Here is a 15,840-nt window from a genome sequence, read left to right as displayed (position 1 = left end):
CCGCGGTCCGTCATCAATGGGTCACTCCTGGCTCATCCCGGCCGCTCATCCCTGGGTCTTGAGTACGGCTTCCATGACCGCCTTGGCCACGGGGGCGGCGAGGCCGCCGCCGCTGATGTCCTCGCGGTCCGCTTCGCTGTCCTCGATGACGACGGCGACGGCGACGGGGGAGGAGCCGTCGGGGTTCTCGGCGTAGGAGATGAACCAGGCGTAGGGGCGCTTCTTGTTGCCTTCGCCGTGCTGGGCGGTGCCGGTCTTGCCGCCGACGGTGGTTCCGTTGATCTTGGCCTTGGTGCCGGTGCCGGCATCGACGACGTTGACCATCATCTGCTGGACCTTCTGCGCGTTGGCGGCGGAGAGGGGCCGGCTCATCTCGGTCGGTTCGTGCTTCTCGATGACGTCGAGGTTGGGCGCGGTGAGGTTGTCGACCATGTACGGCTTCATCAGCTTGCCGTCGTTGGCGATCGCGGCGGTGACCATGGCCATCTGGAGCGGGGTGGCGGCGGTGTTGAACTGGCCGATGGCGCTCTGGGCGTTGCCGTCCTTGCCCATGGTCTTGTCGTAGACGCTGGCGAAGGCGCGGACCGGGGTGTCGATCTTGTCGTTGTTGAAGCCGAACTTCTGCGCGGTCTCCACCATCTTGTCGCGCGTCACCTTGTCGCCCATGTTCGCGAAGACGGAGTTGCACGAGATGCGCAGGGCCTCGTTGAGGGAGGCCTTCTCGCAGCCGGTGTGGGAGTTGGGCAGCTGGGTCTTGGTGCCCGGGAGGATGTACGGCTCGGGGGTGTCCGTCGGGGCGTTGATGTCCTGGACGACGCCGTGCTCGAGGGCGGCGGCCGCGGTGACGACCTTGAAGGTGGAGCCCGGCGGGTAGGTCTCGCGCAGGGCGCGGTTGACGAGCTTCTTGTCCTCGCTGTCCTTCAGCTCGTTCCAGGCCTTCCCGTCGGCCGTGGAGTTGCCGGCGAAGCTGGAGGGGTCGTAGGAGGGGGTGGAGACGAGGGCGAGGATGGCGCCGGTGCGCGGGTCGATGGCGGCGACCGCGCCCTTCTTGCTGCCGAGCTTGTCGAAGGCGGCCTTCTGGGCGGCGGGGTTGAGCGTGGTGACGACGTTGCCGCCCTGCTTCTTCTCGCCGGTGAACATGCCGATGGTGCGGTCGAAGAAGAGCCGGTCGTCGTTGCCGGTGAGGATGCCGTCTTCGAGGGATTCGAGCTGGGTGGAGCCGAAGGCCTGGGAGGCGTACCCGGTGACGGGGGCCCACAGGGGGCCGTCCTTGTAGGTGCGCTTGAACTTGTAGTCGCTGCCGTTGGTGACGGCGGAGCCGGTGATCGGTTCGCCGGCGACGATGATGTTGCCGCGTTCGGTGGCGTACTGGGCGATCTGGACCCGGCGGTTCTCCTTGCGCGTGCTGAGTTCCTCGGCCTTGACGTACTGGAGCCAGTTCGTACGGATCAGCAGCGCGAGGACGAGCAGCCCGCAGAACAGCGAGATGCGGCGCAGGGGCTTGTTCATGACGGGCGGACCACCTGGGTCATCTCGGAGTCGGGGGACGGGGCGGGGGCCGGGGCGGGGCGGCGTGCGGTGTCGCTGATCCGGATGAGGACGGCGATGAGGATCCAGTTCGCGAGGACGGAGGAGCCGCCGGACGCGAGGAAGGGCATGGTCATGCCGGTGAGGGGGATGAGGCCCATGACTCCGCCGGCGACGACGAAGATCTGGAGGGCGAAGGCGCCGGAGAGGCCGATGGCGAAGAGCTTGCCGAAGGGGTCGCGGGCGGCGAGGGCGGTGCGGACGCCGCGTTCGATGATGAGCCCGTAGAGCAGGAGGAAGGCCATCACGCCGGTGAGGCCGAGTTCTTCGCCGACGGTGGAGAAGATGAAGTCGGAGTTGGCGGCGAACCCGATGAGGTCGGAGTTGCCCTGGCCCCAGCCGGTGCCGAGTACCCCGCCGGAGCCGAAGCTCATGATCGACTGGGCGATCTGCTCGCAGGCGCCGGCGTCGGCACCGCGGCGCCCCCAGCAGCCGAAGGGGTCCAGCCAGGCGCTCACGCGGGCGCCGACGTGGCTGGAGAAGGAGGCGACCACCACGGCGCCGCCGACCGACATCAGCAGACCGATCACGATCCAGCTGGTCCGCTCGGTGGCCACGTACAGCATGATCACGAACATGCCGAAGAACAGCAGCGAGGAGCCGAGGTCGTTCTCGAAGATCAGGATGAGCAGGCTCATCGCCCAGATCACCAGGATCGGGCCGAGGTCGCGGCCGCGCGGCAGGTAGAGGCCCATGAACCGGCGGGAGGCCAGGGCCAGGGCGTCGCGCTTGACCATCAGGTAGCCGGCGAAGAACACCGCGAGGACGATCTTCGCGAACTCGCCGGGCTGGATGGAGAATCCGGCGACGCGGATCCAGATCTTGGCGCCGAAGACGTCCGCGCCGAGGCCGGGGACGAGCGGCAGGAGGAGCAGCACCAGGGCCGCGACCATCGAGATGTAGGTGAACCGCTGCAGGACGCGGTGGTCCTTGAGGACCAGCAGGACGCCGGAGAACAGGGCGATGGCGAGCGCCGTGTACATCATCTGGCGGGGTGCGGACTCGGTGAAGGCGCCGAAGGAGCGCTTGGCGAGGTTTTGCAGCCGCTCGGACTGGTCCAGGCGCCAGATCAGTACGAGGCCCAGCCCGTTGAGGAGGGTGGCCAAGGGCAGCAGCAGCGGGTCGGCGTACTTGGCGTAGCGGCGTACGACGAGGTGCGCGATCCCGGCGAGGGCGCCGAGGCCGAGGCCGTAGAGCAGCATGCCGGGGGGGAAGCTGCCGGTGATCGCGAGGCCCACGTTGGCGTAGGCGAAGATCGGGATGACCACGGCGAAGGCGAGCAGCACGAGCTCGGTGTTACGCCGGCTCGGCAGCTCGATGGCGCCGATGGTGGTCGTGTTGGTGACAACGCTCATGGTGTGGCGGGCCCCCTGTGCCCGCGAGTGTCTACTGCTTGACGCACAGGCCGACCACTTGCTGCTCCGCGGGAGTCAGTGTGGCGCCCGGTGTCTGGCCCTGTGCTTCGGCCTTGCGGCGTTCTTCGTCCTTCTTGCAGGCGGAGGCCTGGACGCCGAGCTCGTCGATCTTCTCTCGGGCGGCTGTGAGGCTGCCTTCGTTGATGGTGTCCTGGACGAGCTTGCGCTTGAAGGGCGGCAGGTACTTCAGTTCGATGTCGGGGCGGTCGGTCTCCACTTTGGAGAGCTCCAGCGGTCCGAGCTTCTGGCTGATGCCGCGGAAGAGCGCGACGTGTTCGCCCTTCATGCCGACGTAGTACTGGGTCTGGGTCCAGCGCCAGCCGGCGTACAGGCCGCCGCCGATGACGCCGGCGACGAGCAGCAGGGTCAGGGTGCGGGTGGCCCACTTGCGCCCTTTGCCGCGGCGCCTGCGGGGGTGGTCGTAGGTGTCCTCGTAGCCGGTTTCGGCGTCGTAGCCTTCGGCTTCGCCGAAGCTGCCGTATGCGCCGCCGCCCTGGCCCTGGTCGGGGTATCCGTAGCCGGGGGCCTCGCCGCTGCCGGGGGGGCCGAAGGCGCCGGCGGGGGGCGGGGCCTGGCGGCCCAGGCCCGAGGCGCGGCCGGCCGGGGTCTGCATGGCGTTGCCGCCGTCGAAGAGCTGGTGCTGGTTCTCGGCGACCGCGCCGACGACGACGGGGGTGTCGCTGACCTGGGCGGCGAGGGTGTCGCCGCTGTCGGTGTCGAGGACGTCGGCGACGATGCAGGTGATGTTGTCGGGGCCGCCGCCGCGCAGTGCGAGCTGGATCAGGGACTGCACGGTGGCGCGGGGGCCGTGGTAGTCGGCGAGGGTCTCTTCCAGGGTCTGGTGGGAGACGACGCCGGAGAGCCCGTCGGAGCAGATGAGGTAGCGGTCGCCGGCGCGGACCTCGCGGATGGAGAGGTCGGGTTCGACGATGTCGCCGCTGCCCAGCGCGCGCATCAGCAGGGAGCGCTGCGGGTGGGTGGTGGCTTCCTCTTCGGTGATGCGGCCCTCGTCGACGAGGCGCTGCACCCAGGTGTGGTCCTGGGTGATCTGGGTGAGGACGCCGTCGCGCAGCAGGTAGGCGCGGGAGTCGCCGACGTGGACGAGGCCGAGGCGCTGGCCGGTCCACAGCAGGGCGGTCAGGGTGGTGCCCATGCCTTCGAGCTGCGGGTCCTCCTCGACCATGAGGCGCAGCTGGTCGTTGGCGCGCTGCACGGCCGTGGCGAGGGAGGTGAGGATGTCGGAGCCCGGGACGTCGTCGTCGAGCTGCACGAGGGTGGAGATCACCTCGGAGCTGGCGACCTCGCCCGCGGCCTGGCCGCCCATGCCGTCGGCGATCGCGAGGAGACGGGGGCCGGCGTAGCCGGAGTCCTCGTTGCCCTCGCGGATCATGCCCTTGTGCGATCCGGCGGCGAACCGCAGGGACAGACTCATGCGCACCTCGCCGGTCGGCTCCGGGTACAACCGGTCTCGAGCCACACTGCCCACCCTCCGGTCGGGAGCGCGCGGGTGTCCGTGTCCTCGGTGGGACGGATCGCCGCAGCGCGCTCGCTCCGCTCGCTCATTCTCGTACTACTTCCGCAGCTCGATGACGGTCTTGCCGATGCGGATCGGGGCGCCCGGCGGAATGGGCGTCGGGGTGGTCAGCCGCGTCCGGTCGAGATACGTGCCGTTGGTGGACCCGAGATCCTCGACGATCCACTGGCCGTCCCGGTCCGGGTAGATCCTGGCATGGCGGCTGGACGCGTAGTCGTCGTCCAGCACGATCGTGGAGTCGTGGGCGCGGCCCAGCGTGATCGTCTGGCCGGCGAGGGCCACGGTGGTGCCCGTGAGGGTGCCCTCGGAGACGACGAGCTTGGTGGGCGCACCCCGGCGCTGGCGCTGTTGCGGCGGCGCGGATTGCCGGCCGGCCTGCTGCGGGGCGCCGGTGGCGCCGCCGCGGCGGGAGCCGCGTTGGGTCACTCTCGTTCCGAAGAGGTCGCTGCGGATGACCTGGACGGCCACGATGACGAACAGCCACAGAACGGCCAGGAAACCCAACCGCATGACCGTCAGGGTCAGCTCTGACATTGCCCCCGCTTCACCCTTCGGCTTGCCGGTAAATGATGGTGGTGCTGCCCACGACGATCCGCGAGCCGTCGCGGAGCGTAGCGCGGGTGGTGTGCTGCCCGTCCACCACGATGCCGTTGGTGGACCCGAGATCCTGGATCGTCGAGGGCGTTCCGGTCCGGATCTCACAGTGCCGGCGCGAGACGCCGGGGTCGTCGATCCGCACGTCGGCTTCGGTGCTTCGGCCGAGTACGAGCGTGGGGCGCGAGATCTGGTGGCGGGTGCCGTTGATCTCGATCCAGTGGCGCCGGGGGGCGCCCGTGGTGGGTACGGGGGCCGGTCCGCCTCCGGCCGGCCGGCGCGGGGCGCCCGGGGGCGGTCCGGCGGGCATCGGCGGGGCGGCGACCGGGGGGTAGCCGTAGCCGCCCTGCGGGCCCTGGGGGGCCTGCGGGGGCTGTGCCTGGGAGGTGCTGGAGGCGAGGGTGCGGCTGCGGACCCGGTAGAGGCCGGTGTCGAGGTCGTCGGCCTTCTCCAGGTGGACCTTGATGGGGCCCATGAAGCTGTAGCGCTGCTGCTTGGCGTAGTCGCGGACCAGGCCCGCGAGCTCGTCGCCGAGCTGCCCGGAGTAGGGGCTCAGGCGGTCGTAGTCGCCGGCGCTGAGTTCGACGATGAAGTCGTTGGGGACGACGGTCCGCTCGCGGTTCCAGATGGTGGCGTTGTTGTCGCACTCCCGCTGGAGGGCGCCGGCGATCTCCACCGGCTGGACCTCGGACTTGAAGACCTTGGCGAAGGTGCCGTTCACCAGACCTTCGAGTCGCTGCTCGAACCGCTTCAGGACTCCCATGGGGCACCTCCTCCGTCGTTGTCGCCCTGTACTGCTTACTGATCGTATCCACGCGTGGCGGATTCGGCTGGTTCCCCATCGGTCCTGTGAGGACGAGTGTTGGTCCTCACAAGGGGATCGTAGGGGCGGCCCTAGGACAGTGTCCCGCACCGGGAGCGGAGTGCGGGAGGGGCCGTCCTCGGCGGGGTGCGCGGGTGCGGGAAAAGCGATGTGAATCCACCCCGTCCGACGTGCTAATGTTTCGACGTCGCCAGGGGAACGGCCCGAAAGGGAAGAACCACTGGGACGCTGCTCGGGCGAGTGGCGGAACGGCAGACGCGCTGGCTTCAGGTGCCAGTGTCCTTCGGGACGTGGGGGTTCAAATCCCCCCTCGCCCACATCGACGAAACGGTCGTCATCGCGAAAGCGGTGGCGGCCGTTTCGTGTTGTCGCGGTTGTTCTGGCCCGGAGTGATGTGGGTGTGACGTGGATCCCAGACCGCGGGTCGTGCCGGCGGTCGTTCGACTTTCGTCGAGCGGGGCACGACGAAAGTGGGCAGTCCCGCGGGGGCCGGGTGTCTAGGGTCGGGCCCGTGGATGCGATGGCGAAGGCGCGGGCGGGCTGGGACTGGTTGAAGGGGCCCGAGCCCTGGACGCGGCGGATGCTGGCGGGGGATGTGGCCATCGCCGTCGTGATGGGCGTGCTCGGCCTGGGAGTCGAGGAGCTCGACAAGGGGTCCGGGCTGCGGATGGCGGTGTCCGCGACGGTCGTGGTGGTGCTGACCCTGCTGCGCCGGCGGCTGCCGGGGACCACGCTCGTGGTGGGCTCGGCGCTGGGGGCCGTGCTGCCGGGGTCGTTCCTGGTCACGGTGCTGCTGGGCTGGTCGGCGGGGCGCCGGATCGTGGGGGTGGGCCGCGCGCTGGTCGCGTTCACGCTGGCCTTTCTCGCGGCGGTGGGTCTGAGCGTGTGGGACCAGTGGGCGCAGATGCGGCCGTTGCTGGTGCTGGTGTTCTCCACCCTGGTGTTCCTGGTGGTCACGCTGATGCCGGGCCTGGCCAGCCGGTACTGGTCCCAGCGCCGGACGCTGCTGCGCGCGCTGCAGGAACGCAACGGCCAATTGCTGCGCGAGCGCGCGATGGTCGCCGGTCAGGCGCGGCTGCGCGAGCGGCAGCGGATCGCCCAGGACATGCACGACAGCCTGGGGCACCAGCTGGCGCTGATCTCCGTGCACACGGGTGCGCTGGAGGTCGATCCCAAGTTGACCGACCGTCAGCGCGAGGCGGTGGGCGTGCTGCGGCAGGCCTCGGTGGCGGCGATGCACGAACTGCGCGAGGTCGTCGGGATCCTGCGGGACGGGGTGGAGGCGCCGCCGGCCGTGGAGGAGGCGGCCCAGCCCGCGGCGCGCGGGGTGGCCGGGATCGAGGGGGTCGTGGAGGCCGCGCGGGGCGCGGGTACCGACGTGAGGCTGACCAGGTCGGGGCGGCCGAGGCCGCTGGTCGCGGCCTGTGACCACGCGGCGTACAGGATCGTGCAGGAGGCGCTGACGAACGCGTACAAGCACGCTCCGGGGGCGCCGATCACGGTGGAACTGCGCTACGAGGACGACTCGCTGGTGGTGGAGATCGCCAACGGGCCGGCGGCCGGTCCGGGGGCCGGCGAGGTGGTGTCGGGCGGGCAGGGGCTGACGGGGCTGCGTGAACGGGCGCGGCTGGTGGGCGGGATGGTGCACGCGGGCGTGACCGAGGGCGGCGGGTTCCGGGTGGCCGGCGTGCTGCCGTACGGGGCGGAGCCGGCCGGGGTCGAGGAGCCGGCCGACGACTTCGGGCAGCAGGCCCAGGCGCGTGGGCTGTGGGGCCCCAAGGCTCCCCGGAGCGTGCCGCCGATGGACTGGGACGCGGTGGATCGCGAGTTGGCCGTACGGGTGCGCGGGCGCGGCGGGAGCGTGGCCATGGGCTGCGGGATCGCGTTCGCGGCGGTGGTGCTGCTGGTGATCGTGGCGGGTGTCGGGTTGGCGTTCCTGGTGGGTTCGGTGAACAAGTCGATGATCGACCACGCCGAGTTCGACGCGGTGCGGGTGGGCGAGTCCGAGGAAACGGTGCGCGGCCGGCTGCCCGAAGGGGACAACCTGCTGACGCAGGGGATGGACCGGAAGGGGCCGCCGCGTCCGGACGATTCGAGCTGCCTGGTGCTGCTGTCGACGGAGCCGCAGGAGAATCTCACCACCGACACCGTTTTCCGGTTCTGCTTCAAGGACGGCAAGCTCGTCGACAAGCAGGTCTACGAGGTCAAGCAGTAGGAGCGCGGGTGACAGCCGAAGTGATCAGAGTGGTGATCGCCGACGACGAGCCGCTGATCCGGGCCGGGATCAGGATGATCCTGACCTCGGCACCGGACATCGAGGTCGTCGCGGAGGCGGCGAACGGCCGGGAGGCGGTGGAGCTGGCCCGTTCGCACGCGCCGGACGTGGTGCTGCTGGACATCCAGATGCCGGTGATGGACGGGCTGACCGCGCTGGGGGAGCTGGGGCGGGCCGTGCCGCACGTGCGGGCGCTGATCCTGACCACCTTCGGGGAGAAGGAGAACGTGCTGCGGGCGCTGGGCCAGGGCGGCGCGGGTTTCCTGCTGAAGGACTCGGCGCCGGGCGAGCTGATTGGCGCGGTGCGGGCGGCCGCCGCCGGGGACGCGTACCTTTCGCCGGGGGCGACCCGGCACGTGGTGGACCAGCTGGCGTCGGGGAAGGCCGCCGTGCGCGGCGAGGAGGCCCGACGGCAGGTGGCGGAGCTGAGCGAACGGGAGCGCGGGGTTCTGGCGCTGCTGGGGGAGGGCCTGTCGAACGCGGACGCGGGCCGGCGGCTGCACATGAGCGAGGCGACCGTGAAGACGTACGTGAGCCGGATCCTGGCGAAGCTGGGGTGCGAGAACCGGGTGCAGGCGGCACTGCTGGCCAGGGACGCCGGGCTGTAGATACGGTCAGCCCTTCCGAAGGCGATCAATGTACGGGTGACGGGTGGGGGCGGCGCGGATGGCGGCGGTTGCGGGGCAGCGGATACCGGTGGTGGCGGGCTTCGCCCCGCGGGTGGCGGCCGGCTCGCCCAAGGAGGAGGGCCGGGCGCTGCGCGTCCGCGTGCCGCGGGCGGCGCACGCCCGCTTCGAGGCGCCGGCCGGGCGGCCGGACGCCGTACGGGCGGTGGAGGAGTCCAACGCGGGGCGGGTCGCCGAGCTGACGCCGATAAGGGTGGGCCGGATGGCCGCGAACCCGTTCGCCTTCCTGCGCGGGGCGGCCGGGCTGATGGCTCACGACCTGTCCGGCGGCGCGGTGACCGGCATCGGCACGCAGCTGTGCGGGGACGCGCACGCGGCGAACTTCGGCCTGTACGGGGACGCGCGTGGGCGGCTCGTCATCGACCTGAACGACTTCGACGAGACCGTGTTCGGTCCGTGGGAGTGGGACGTGAAGCGGCTGGCGACCTCGCTGGTGCTGGCCGGGCGGGTGGCCGGCGCCGACGAGGACACCTGCCGGGCGGCCGCGCTGGACGCGGTGGGCGCGTACCGGCGGACCATGCGGCTGCTGGCCAGGCTGCCGGCGCTGGACGCGTGGAACGCCATCGCGGACGAGGAGCTCGTCTCGCACACCGATGCCCGTGATCTGCTGGGCACGCTGGAGCGGGTCTCGCAGAAGGCCCGAAACAACACCTCGGCCCGCTTCGCCGCCAGGTCGACGGAGATCGTCGCGGACGGGGGACGGCCTCGCGGCGGAGTCGCGGGGCGGCGTTTCGTGGACGCTCTGCCGGTGCTGCGCCGGGTCGGGGACGCGGAGGCGGCGGCCGTGGCGGCCTCGCTCGGCCCGTACCTGAACACGCTCCAGGGGGACCGGCTGCCGCTGCTGGCCCGGTACGCGATCCACGACGTGGCCTTCCGCGTGGTGGGGACCGGGAGCGTCGGCACCCGCTCGTACGTGGTGCTGCTGCTGGACCACCGGGGCGAGCCGCTGGTGCTCCAGGTGAAGGAGGCGCGGCCCTCGGTGCTGCTGCCGCACCTGCCGGCCGGTTTCGAGACGGCGCCGGTGGAGCACGAGGGACGCCGCGTGGTCGCCGGGCAGAAGCGGATGCAGGTGGTCTCGGACATCATGCTGGGCTGGACCACGGTGGAGGGCCGGCCGTTCCAGGTGCGGCAGTTCCGCAACCGCAAGGGGAGCGTGGATCCGGCGGCGCTGGCCGTCGACCAGATCGACGACTACGGGCGGATGACCGGGGCCCTGCTGGCCCGGGCGCACGCGCACAGCGCCGATCCGCGACTGCTGGCCGGGTACTGCGGCAAGAACGAGGAGCTGGACGAGGCGATGGCCGCGTTCGCGGTGGCCTACGCGGACCGCACGGAGGCCGACCACGCGGATCTGGTGGCGGCGGTGCGGAGCGGGCGGATCGCGGCGGAGCTGGGCGTCTGACGAGCGCCTCGCGGCGGGCCGCGCGGTCTTGGTGGGGCCCTGCGGTCGGTCGGGGTGCGCTGCGGTCGGGGTGCGCTGCGGGTGGCGGGCTGTGCGGGGCGATGCCGGGCAGGGCGGCTGGTGCGGCGCCGGGGCCCGAGCGGGACGGGCTGCGCGAAGCCCGGTCCCGTCCAGCCCCCGGGGACGTGGGGCGGTGCCCCGCCGGGGTGTCGCCTCGTCCTCGCGCACTGAGGCACCGCTGCGACAGGTGAGGGTGGTGCGCGCTCGTCCTGCGGGGACACCCCGCCGTGTCCCCGCCCCGCGGACGCTCTCCGGCGGATGTTTCACGTGAAACATGGCCCCGGCGTCGGGGGCCGTAGGCTGGCCGGGTGAGTGAGCACACCGAGCAGCCTGAGCAGACCGCCGACGAGCGGCCCGAGGCGCGGCTGGAGCGGGCCGTGCGGGCCGCCGAGCAGGCGCTGATCGAGTTCGAGATCGCGGTGGAGACCTTCCGGGTGGAGGTGGAGAACTTCTCCCGCCTGCACCACCAGAAGCTCGGCCCGATGTACGCGCGGCTCGACGAACTGGACGCGCTGATCGCCGAGGCGAAGGCAGCCCGCACCGGGGACCCCGAGGACTTGCGGCGGGCGCGGGACGCGCGCTCGCTGGTCATGCCTATGCCCGGGGTGGACGAGCTGTTCCACGACTGGATAGGCTCGGAGGGGATCGCCGACGACGCGGGCGCGATGCTCACCGATCAGTCCGTGCGGCCGCCGGAGCGGGTGCGGCCGACGGAGGAGGTGCGCCGCCTCTACCGCGAGCTGGTCCGCCAGGCCCATCCGGACCTCGCCCAGGACGAGGCCGAGCGGGAGCGGCGCGACGCGTTCATCGCGCGGGTCAACGCGGCGTACGGGCGGGGTGAGGAGAAGCTGCTGCGCGAGCTGGCCGAGGAGTGGGCGGCCGGGCCCGTGCCGGAGGCGGCGGCGCCGAGCGAGAGCGAGGAGCTGTACGCCCGGCTGGAGTGGCTCTCGCAGCGCAAGGAGCTGCTGGCGCTCGTGGCCAAGGAGCTGGAGGACAGTGCGATCGGTTCCATGCTGAGGATGGCTCCGGACGACCCGGACCGGCTGCTGGAGGAGATCGCGGAGCAGCTGCTCGCGCAGGTTTCCGAGCGGGAAGCGGAGCTGGCCGGGGCGCTCGCCGCGGAGTGAGTGGGCCGGTCCCGTTGCCGGGTGCCGGGTGCCGGGTGCCGGGTGCCGGGTGCGGGGTGCGGGGTGCGGGGTGCCGGGTGCGGCGCCGTTGCGCGAGCGGACCCGGGCTGCGCCCGGGCTTTCGGGGCTCCGCCCCGGACCCCGCGCCTCAAACGCCGGCGGGGCTGGATTGGTCCCCGCGCCTCAAGCCCCGGCGGGGCTGGATTGGTCCCCGCGCCTCAAGCCCCGGCGGGGCTGGATTGGTCCCCGCGCCTCAAACCCCGGCGGGGCTGGATTGGTCCCCGCGCCTCAAGCCCCGGCGGGGTTGGATTGTTGCCCGCGCCTCACGCGCCGGCGGGGTTGGATTGTTGCCCGCGCCTCACGCGCCGGCGGGGTTGAGTTTGCCCGGTCGGATAGGTTGGGAGTCGGATCTGTGATGAGAGAAGGCGACGTATGAACTTCGGACCGCTTCCCTCGGTGGACGCCGCCGCGGTGCCCTCCGAAGGCTTTGTCCTGGACGTCCGTGAGGACGACGAATGGGCGGCCGGGCACGTCGAGGGTGCGCTGCACATCCCGATGAGCGACTTCGTGGCTCGCTTCGGTGAGCTGACGGAGGCAATCGAGGACGGCCGCCGGGTGCACGTGATGTGCCGGGTGGGCGGGCGTTCCGCGCAGGTCACCCAGTACCTGGTGCGCCAGGAGATCGACGCCGTGAACATCGACGGCGGGATGCAGGCATGGGAACGTGCCGGGCGCCCGATGGTGACGGAGAGCGGGAACCCGGCCTTCGTGCTCTAGGCGAGGGGATGGGCGGCCAGCAGGTCGCCCAGGGCTTCCTCGTGCGCTGCCGCGGGGCCGAGCTGGAGTTCCAGCTGCTTGGCCCACGCGTGGTAGCGGTGCAGCGGGTAGTCGGTGTCGGCGCCGAAGCCGCCGTGCAGGTGCTGGGCGGTCTGTACGACCCGGCGTACGCCTTCCGAGGCCCAGATCTTGGCGACCGCGACGTCACCGGAGCTCGGCAGCGGGCCGCCCGCGCCGGCGGTCGCCGCGTCGAGCCGCCAGGCGGCCTGCCAGAGGGTGACCTCCATGGCGCGCAGGTCGATGTACCGGTCCGCGGCCTGGACGGCGACGGCCTGGAAGGTGGCCACCGGGAAGCCGAACTGCTCGCGTTTGCTGGTGTATTGGCTGGTCATGGCGAGGACGCCCTCGCCGAGCCCGAGGGCGAGGGCGCAGGTCCCGGTGGCGAGGAGCTGGCGCAGCCGCTCCCAGGCGGCCGCGGTGTCGATGAGGTGCGTCGCGGCCACCCGTACGCCGTCCAGGGTGAGTTCGGCGAACCGCTCCCCGTTGGTGGAGACCTGTTCGGCGAGGGTGAGGCCGCAGGCGGTGCGCGCGACGAACGCGAGGACGGCTTCGCCTTCGCCGGTGTGGGCGGGTACGGCGATCCAGTCGGCGCTCTGGGCCCAGGGGACGGCGGTCTGGGTGCCGTCCAGGGTCCACCCGGTGCCGTCCGGGCGGGCGGTGACGGCGAGTTCGGCCGGGTCGTGGCCGGAGCGGCCGTGCGCGGCGACGGTCAGGACGAGCGTGCCGCGCGCGGCGCCGGGCAGCAGGGCGGCGGCCAGTTCGGGGCTGCCGTGGGCCTGGACGGCCATGGCGGTGGCGCAGTGCTCCAGCAGGGGCACCCGGGCCAGGACCTTGGCCGCCTCGCGCAGCACCAGGCACAGGGCGATGGCGTCCAGGCCGGCGCCGCCGTGCTCCTCGGCGAGGACCAGGCCCAGCAGGTCGGAGCCGGCGAGCTTGGCCCACAGCGGTCGGTCGAAGTCGTCGGCGACGGCCCCGGGGGTGAGCGCGGGGCTGGGCACGCCGTCGGCCGCGACGTCCGCGAACACGGCCCTCGCCGCTTCGACGGCCGCCTGCTGCTCCTCGGTGAAGGTGAAGTCCACTGCCTGTCCTCCCGTGCGCGCACCGGATCCCGTTCGGTCTGACGGTGCGTCAAGATAGAACAGGTTCCTGTAATTGCACAGGGGGCCGGGCGCCTCGCCTCAGCGGTCGAAGTCGATCTCCACTTCCTCCGTCACCGCGTGCGACTGGCAGGCCAGCACGAAACCGGCCTCCGTCTCCTCGGACTCCAGCGCGAAGTTCCGCTCCATCGTGACCTCGCCCGACACCACGAACGCCCGGCAGGTGCCGCAGACGCCGCCCTTGCAGGCGTACGGGGCGTCCGCGCGGTTGCGGAGCACCGCGTCCAGCAGGGACTCGCCGTCCTGGACCGGCCAGGTGCCGGAGCGGCCGTCGAGGCGGGCGGTGACCCGCACGTGGGACGCGGCCGTCGAAGCCGTGCGCACCGGGGCCGGGGCGGTGTCCTCGACGTGGAAGATCTCCTCGTGCACCCGGGTCCGGACGACTCCCAGCGCGGCCAGGGCCCGCTCCGCGCCCTGCACCAGGCCGTAGGGGCCGCACAGGAACCAGCCCGTCACCTCCGCCACCGGCAGCAGCGCGGGCAGCAGGGCCGCCAGGCGCTCCTCGTCGAGCCGGCCCGAGGGCAGCCCGGCCTCCTGCTCCTCGCGGGAGAGGACCGTCACCAGCTGGAAGCGGGCCGGGTAGCGGTCCTTGAGGTCGGCGACCTCCTCCAGGAACATCGTCGACGCCGCCGTGCGGTCGCTGCGTACGAGACAGAACCGGGCGTCGGGGCGCGCGGCCAGCAGCGAGGCGGCGATCGACAGCACCGGGGTGATGCCGCTGCCGCCGACGATCGCCGCGTAGTGCCCCGCGGCCGGGGCGGCGGTCGGCTCCAGCACGAACCGGCCGGCCGGGACCATCACGTCCAGCACGTCCCCGGCGACGATCTCCTTGTGCGCGAACGTGGAGAACTCGCCGCCCTCCACCAGCCGCACGCCGACCCGCAGCAGCTCCGGACCCGGACCGGCCGGCGCCGGGGCGGGGGAGCAGATCGAGTAGGTGCGCCGGATCTCCGCGGTTCCCTCGGGGGCGGTGCGGCGCAGGGTCAGGTGCTGGCCGGGGGCGTGCCGGTAGTCCTCGCGCAGTTCCTCGGGAACCCGCAGGGTCAGGGCCACCGAGTCGTCGGTGAGCCGGTCGACTGCCGCCACCGTCAGCGGGTGGAACGCGCCGTGGCGGGGTGCGGCCATCTACAGCTCCTTGAAGTGGTCGAACGGTTCGCGGCAGGCGACGCAGCGGCGCAGCGCCTTGCACGCGGTGGAGGAGAACCGGCTGAGCAGTTCGGTGTCGGTCGATCCGCAGTTCGGGCAGCGGACGGACAGGGTGAGCGGGACCGGCCCGCCGGCCGCGTGCGGCCGGGGCGGGGCGATGCCGAACTCGGCGAGCTTGCGGCGGCCCTCGGCGCTGATGTCGTCGGTGGACCAGGCGGGGGACAGCACGGTGGTCACCCGGACCTCGGGTATGCCGTGACCGGTCAGGACCCGCTCGATGTCGGCGGACATGGCCTCGATGGCCGGGCAGCCGGTGTAGGTGGGGGTGAGGGTGACCTCGGCGTGGCCGTCCTCGTGCATCCGCACCCCGCGCACCACGCCGAGCTCCCCGAGGGTGAGCACGGGCAGTTCGGGGTCGGGCACGGAGCCGGCCAGCTCGGCCAGTTCCGCCTCCAGTCGGCTCGTCCCGGTGTCGGTCACCATGACGCCCCCGGATGGCTGCGGTGCAGGTGCTGCATCTCGGCGAGCATCCGGCCGAAGGGCTCAGTGTGCAGGCCCTGGCGCCCGGCGCCGGCCGCCCAGGCCCCGGTGCGGGGCCCTTCTGGCAGGGCGAGCCCGGCCCGCACCAGTACGTCGCCCACCGCGGCCAGCCAGCGCTGTTCCAGGGCGTCCCAGTCCACGCCGTCGAGCCCCTCGACCGGCTGGAACATCTCGCCGGTGAACTTCCACAGCGCGGCCAGCGCGGCCCGGATGCGAGCGTGGCTCTCCTCCGTGCCGTCGCCGAGCCGCAGGGTCCACTGCTCGGCGTGGTCGCGGTGGTACGCGGTCTCCTTGACGGCCTTGGCCGCCAGCGGCGCGAACGGGCCGTCGCCGCGCGCCAGTTCCCCGTACAGCTCGTGCTGGTAGAAGGAGAAGAAGAGCTGGCGGGCGATGGTGTGCGCGAAGTCGCCGTTCGGCTGCTCGACCAGCTGGAGGTTGCGGAAGGCGCGCTCCTCGCGCAGGAACGCCAGCTCGTCCTCGTCCCCGGCCATGGACAGCAGGATGCGGGCCTGGCCGAGCAGGTCGAGGGCGATGTTGGCGAGGGCGACCTCCTCCTCCAGGACGGGGGCGTGCCCGGCCCATTCACCGAGACGGTGGGAAAGGATCAGCGCGTCGTCGCCCAGGGCGAGGGCGGCCGACATGGTGACATCGGTGCTG

Annotated in this window: 14 protein-coding genes and 1 tRNA gene; 6 read left to right on the top strand and 9 right to left on the bottom strand. The window is 72.2% G+C overall.

Going from position 1 to position 15,840, the window contains the following annotated elements; all coding sequences use genetic code 11:
• Positions 1-45: 45 nt before the first annotated feature.
• The 5 genes from ACFV9H_RS20670 to ACFV9H_RS20650 all read right to left on the bottom strand — a co-directional run bounded on the left by ACFV9H_RS20670 (position 46) and on the right by ACFV9H_RS20650 (position 5,893).
• Positions 46-1,509, bottom strand: a complete 1,464-nt coding sequence (locus ACFV9H_RS20670; RefSeq protein WP_385400159.1) for a peptidoglycan D,D-transpeptidase FtsI family protein — start codon at positions 1,507-1,509, stop codon at positions 46-48.
• Complete coding sequence (locus tag ACFV9H_RS20665; RefSeq protein ID WP_385400156.1) at positions 1,506-2,942, bottom strand: FtsW/RodA/SpoVE family cell cycle protein; 1,437 nt, start codon at positions 2,940-2,942, stop codon at positions 1,506-1,508. Before ACFV9H_RS20665 ends, ACFV9H_RS20670 begins: the two co-directional genes overlap by 4 nt.
• 31 nt (positions 2,943-2,973) lie before the next feature.
• A complete protein-coding gene (locus tag ACFV9H_RS20660) occupies positions 2,974-4,479 on the bottom strand; it encodes a PP2C family protein-serine/threonine phosphatase (RefSeq protein ID WP_385400154.1) in 1,506 nt (501 codons plus the stop codon).
• A gap of 93 nt (positions 4,480-4,572) precedes the next feature.
• Positions 4,573-5,070 (bottom strand): FHA domain-containing protein, encoded by a 498-nt coding sequence (locus ACFV9H_RS20655; RefSeq protein WP_365164445.1) that lies wholly within the window; start codon positions 5,068-5,070, stop codon positions 4,573-4,575.
• A 10-nt stretch (positions 5,071-5,080) separates the two neighbouring features.
• Positions 5,081-5,893, bottom strand: a complete 813-nt coding sequence (locus ACFV9H_RS20650; protein ID WP_385400150.1) for an FhaA domain-containing protein — start codon at positions 5,891-5,893, stop codon at positions 5,081-5,083.
• A 294-nt stretch (positions 5,894-6,187) separates the two neighbouring features.
• Between ACFV9H_RS20650 and ACFV9H_RS20645 the strand changes: the two genes are divergently transcribed.
• The 6 genes from ACFV9H_RS20645 (at position 6,188) to ACFV9H_RS20620 (ending at position 12,280) form a co-directional block, all read left to right on the top strand.
• A tRNA-Leu gene (locus tag ACFV9H_RS20645) sits at positions 6,188-6,270 on the top strand.
• Between the two features lie 203 nt (positions 6,271-6,473).
• Positions 6,474-8,168: a sensor histidine kinase gene (locus ACFV9H_RS20640; protein ID WP_385400215.1), complete on the top strand. Its 1,695-nt coding sequence runs from the start codon at positions 6,474-6,476 to the stop codon at positions 8,166-8,168.
• An 8-nt stretch (positions 8,169-8,176) separates the two neighbouring features.
• Positions 8,177-8,836, top strand: coding sequence for a response regulator (locus ACFV9H_RS20635; protein WP_385400147.1), 660 nt, complete (start codon positions 8,177-8,179; stop codon positions 8,834-8,836).
• Positions 8,837-8,894: 58 nt separating this feature from the next.
• Positions 8,895-10,316: a DUF2252 domain-containing protein gene (locus tag ACFV9H_RS20630; protein ID WP_385400146.1), complete on the top strand. Its 1,422-nt coding sequence runs from the start codon at positions 8,895-8,897 to the stop codon at positions 10,314-10,316.
• Positions 10,317-10,684: 368 nt separating this feature from the next.
• Positions 10,685-11,503 carry a J domain-containing protein gene (locus ACFV9H_RS20625; protein WP_385400144.1) on the top strand — a complete coding sequence of 273 codons (819 nt, stop codon included), beginning with the start codon at positions 10,685-10,687 and terminating at the stop codon, positions 11,501-11,503.
• A 432-nt stretch (positions 11,504-11,935) separates the two neighbouring features.
• Positions 11,936-12,280, top strand: a complete 345-nt coding sequence (locus ACFV9H_RS20620; protein WP_385400142.1) for a rhodanese-like domain-containing protein — start codon at positions 11,936-11,938, stop codon at positions 12,278-12,280.
• Here ACFV9H_RS20620 and ACFV9H_RS20615 read toward each other — a convergent pair.
• From ACFV9H_RS20615 to paaC, 4 genes are all read right to left on the bottom strand, one after another.
• The gene (locus ACFV9H_RS20615; protein ID WP_385400140.1) at positions 12,277-13,419 is read right to left on the bottom strand and encodes an acyl-CoA dehydrogenase family protein; all 1,143 of its coding nucleotides are present in this window, start codon (positions 13,417-13,419) and stop codon (positions 12,277-12,279) included. The two genes, ACFV9H_RS20620 and ACFV9H_RS20615, sit on opposite strands and share 4 nt — an antisense overlap.
• Before the next feature lie 99 nt (positions 13,420-13,518).
• Positions 13,519-14,622, bottom strand: coding sequence for a 2Fe-2S iron-sulfur cluster-binding protein (locus ACFV9H_RS20610; RefSeq protein WP_385400137.1), 1,104 nt, complete (start codon positions 14,620-14,622; stop codon positions 13,519-13,521).
• Positions 14,623-15,126, bottom strand: a complete 504-nt coding sequence (gene paaD / locus ACFV9H_RS20605) for a 1,2-phenylacetyl-CoA epoxidase subunit PaaD (protein ID WP_385400134.1) — start codon at positions 15,124-15,126, stop codon at positions 14,623-14,625.
• The gene (gene paaC, locus ACFV9H_RS20600; RefSeq protein ID WP_385400213.1) at positions 15,120-15,824 is read right to left on the bottom strand and encodes a 1,2-phenylacetyl-CoA epoxidase subunit PaaC; all 705 of its coding nucleotides are present in this window, start codon (positions 15,822-15,824) and stop codon (positions 15,120-15,122) included. The genes paaD and paaC overlap by 7 nt, the downstream gene beginning before the upstream one ends.
• Between the last annotated feature and the right edge of the window lie 16 nt (positions 15,825-15,840).

It is taken from the genome of Streptomyces sp. NPDC059874 (assembly GCF_042731135.1).
Lineage (GTDB): Bacteria > Actinomycetota > Actinomycetes > Streptomycetales > Streptomycetaceae > Streptomyces.
Note: the sequence above shows the minus strand (reverse complement) of the source record. Positions and strands in the feature narration are given on the sequence as shown.

Bases quoted from the DNA above. Each gene is read 5' to 3' on its own strand.
- ACFV9H_RS20655 (WP_365164445.1), bottom strand. From the start codon at position 5,070: ATGTCAGAGCTGACCCTGACGGTCATGCGGTTGGGTTTCCTGGCCGTT.
- ACFV9H_RS20670 (WP_385400159.1), bottom strand. From the start codon at position 1,509: ATGAACAAGCCCCTGCGCCGCATCTCGCTGTTCTGCGGGCTGCTCGTC.
- ACFV9H_RS20665 (WP_385400156.1), bottom strand. From the start codon at position 2,942: ATGAGCGTTGTCACCAACACGACCACCATCGGCGCCATCGAGCTGCCG.
- paaC (WP_385400213.1), bottom strand. From the start codon at position 15,824: ATGTCGGCCGCCCTCGCCCTGGGCGACGACGCGCTGATCCTTTCCCAC.
- ACFV9H_RS20640 (WP_385400215.1), top strand. From the start codon at position 6,474: ATGGCGAAGGCGCGGGCGGGCTGGGACTGGTTGAAGGGGCCCGAGCCC.
- ACFV9H_RS20610 (WP_385400137.1), bottom strand. From the start codon at position 14,622: ATGGCCGCACCCCGCCACGGCGCGTTCCACCCGCTGACGGTGGCGGCA.
- ACFV9H_RS20650 (WP_385400150.1), bottom strand. From the start codon at position 5,893: ATGGGAGTCCTGAAGCGGTTCGAGCAGCGACTCGAAGGTCTGGTGAAC.
- ACFV9H_RS20620 (WP_385400142.1), top strand. From the start codon at position 11,936: ATGAACTTCGGACCGCTTCCCTCGGTGGACGCCGCCGCGGTGCCCTCC.
- paaD (WP_385400134.1), bottom strand. From the start codon at position 15,126: ATGGTGACCGACACCGGGACGAGCCGACTGGAGGCGGAACTGGCCGAG.
- ACFV9H_RS20630 (WP_385400146.1), top strand. From the start codon at position 8,895: ATGGCGGCGGTTGCGGGGCAGCGGATACCGGTGGTGGCGGGCTTCGCC.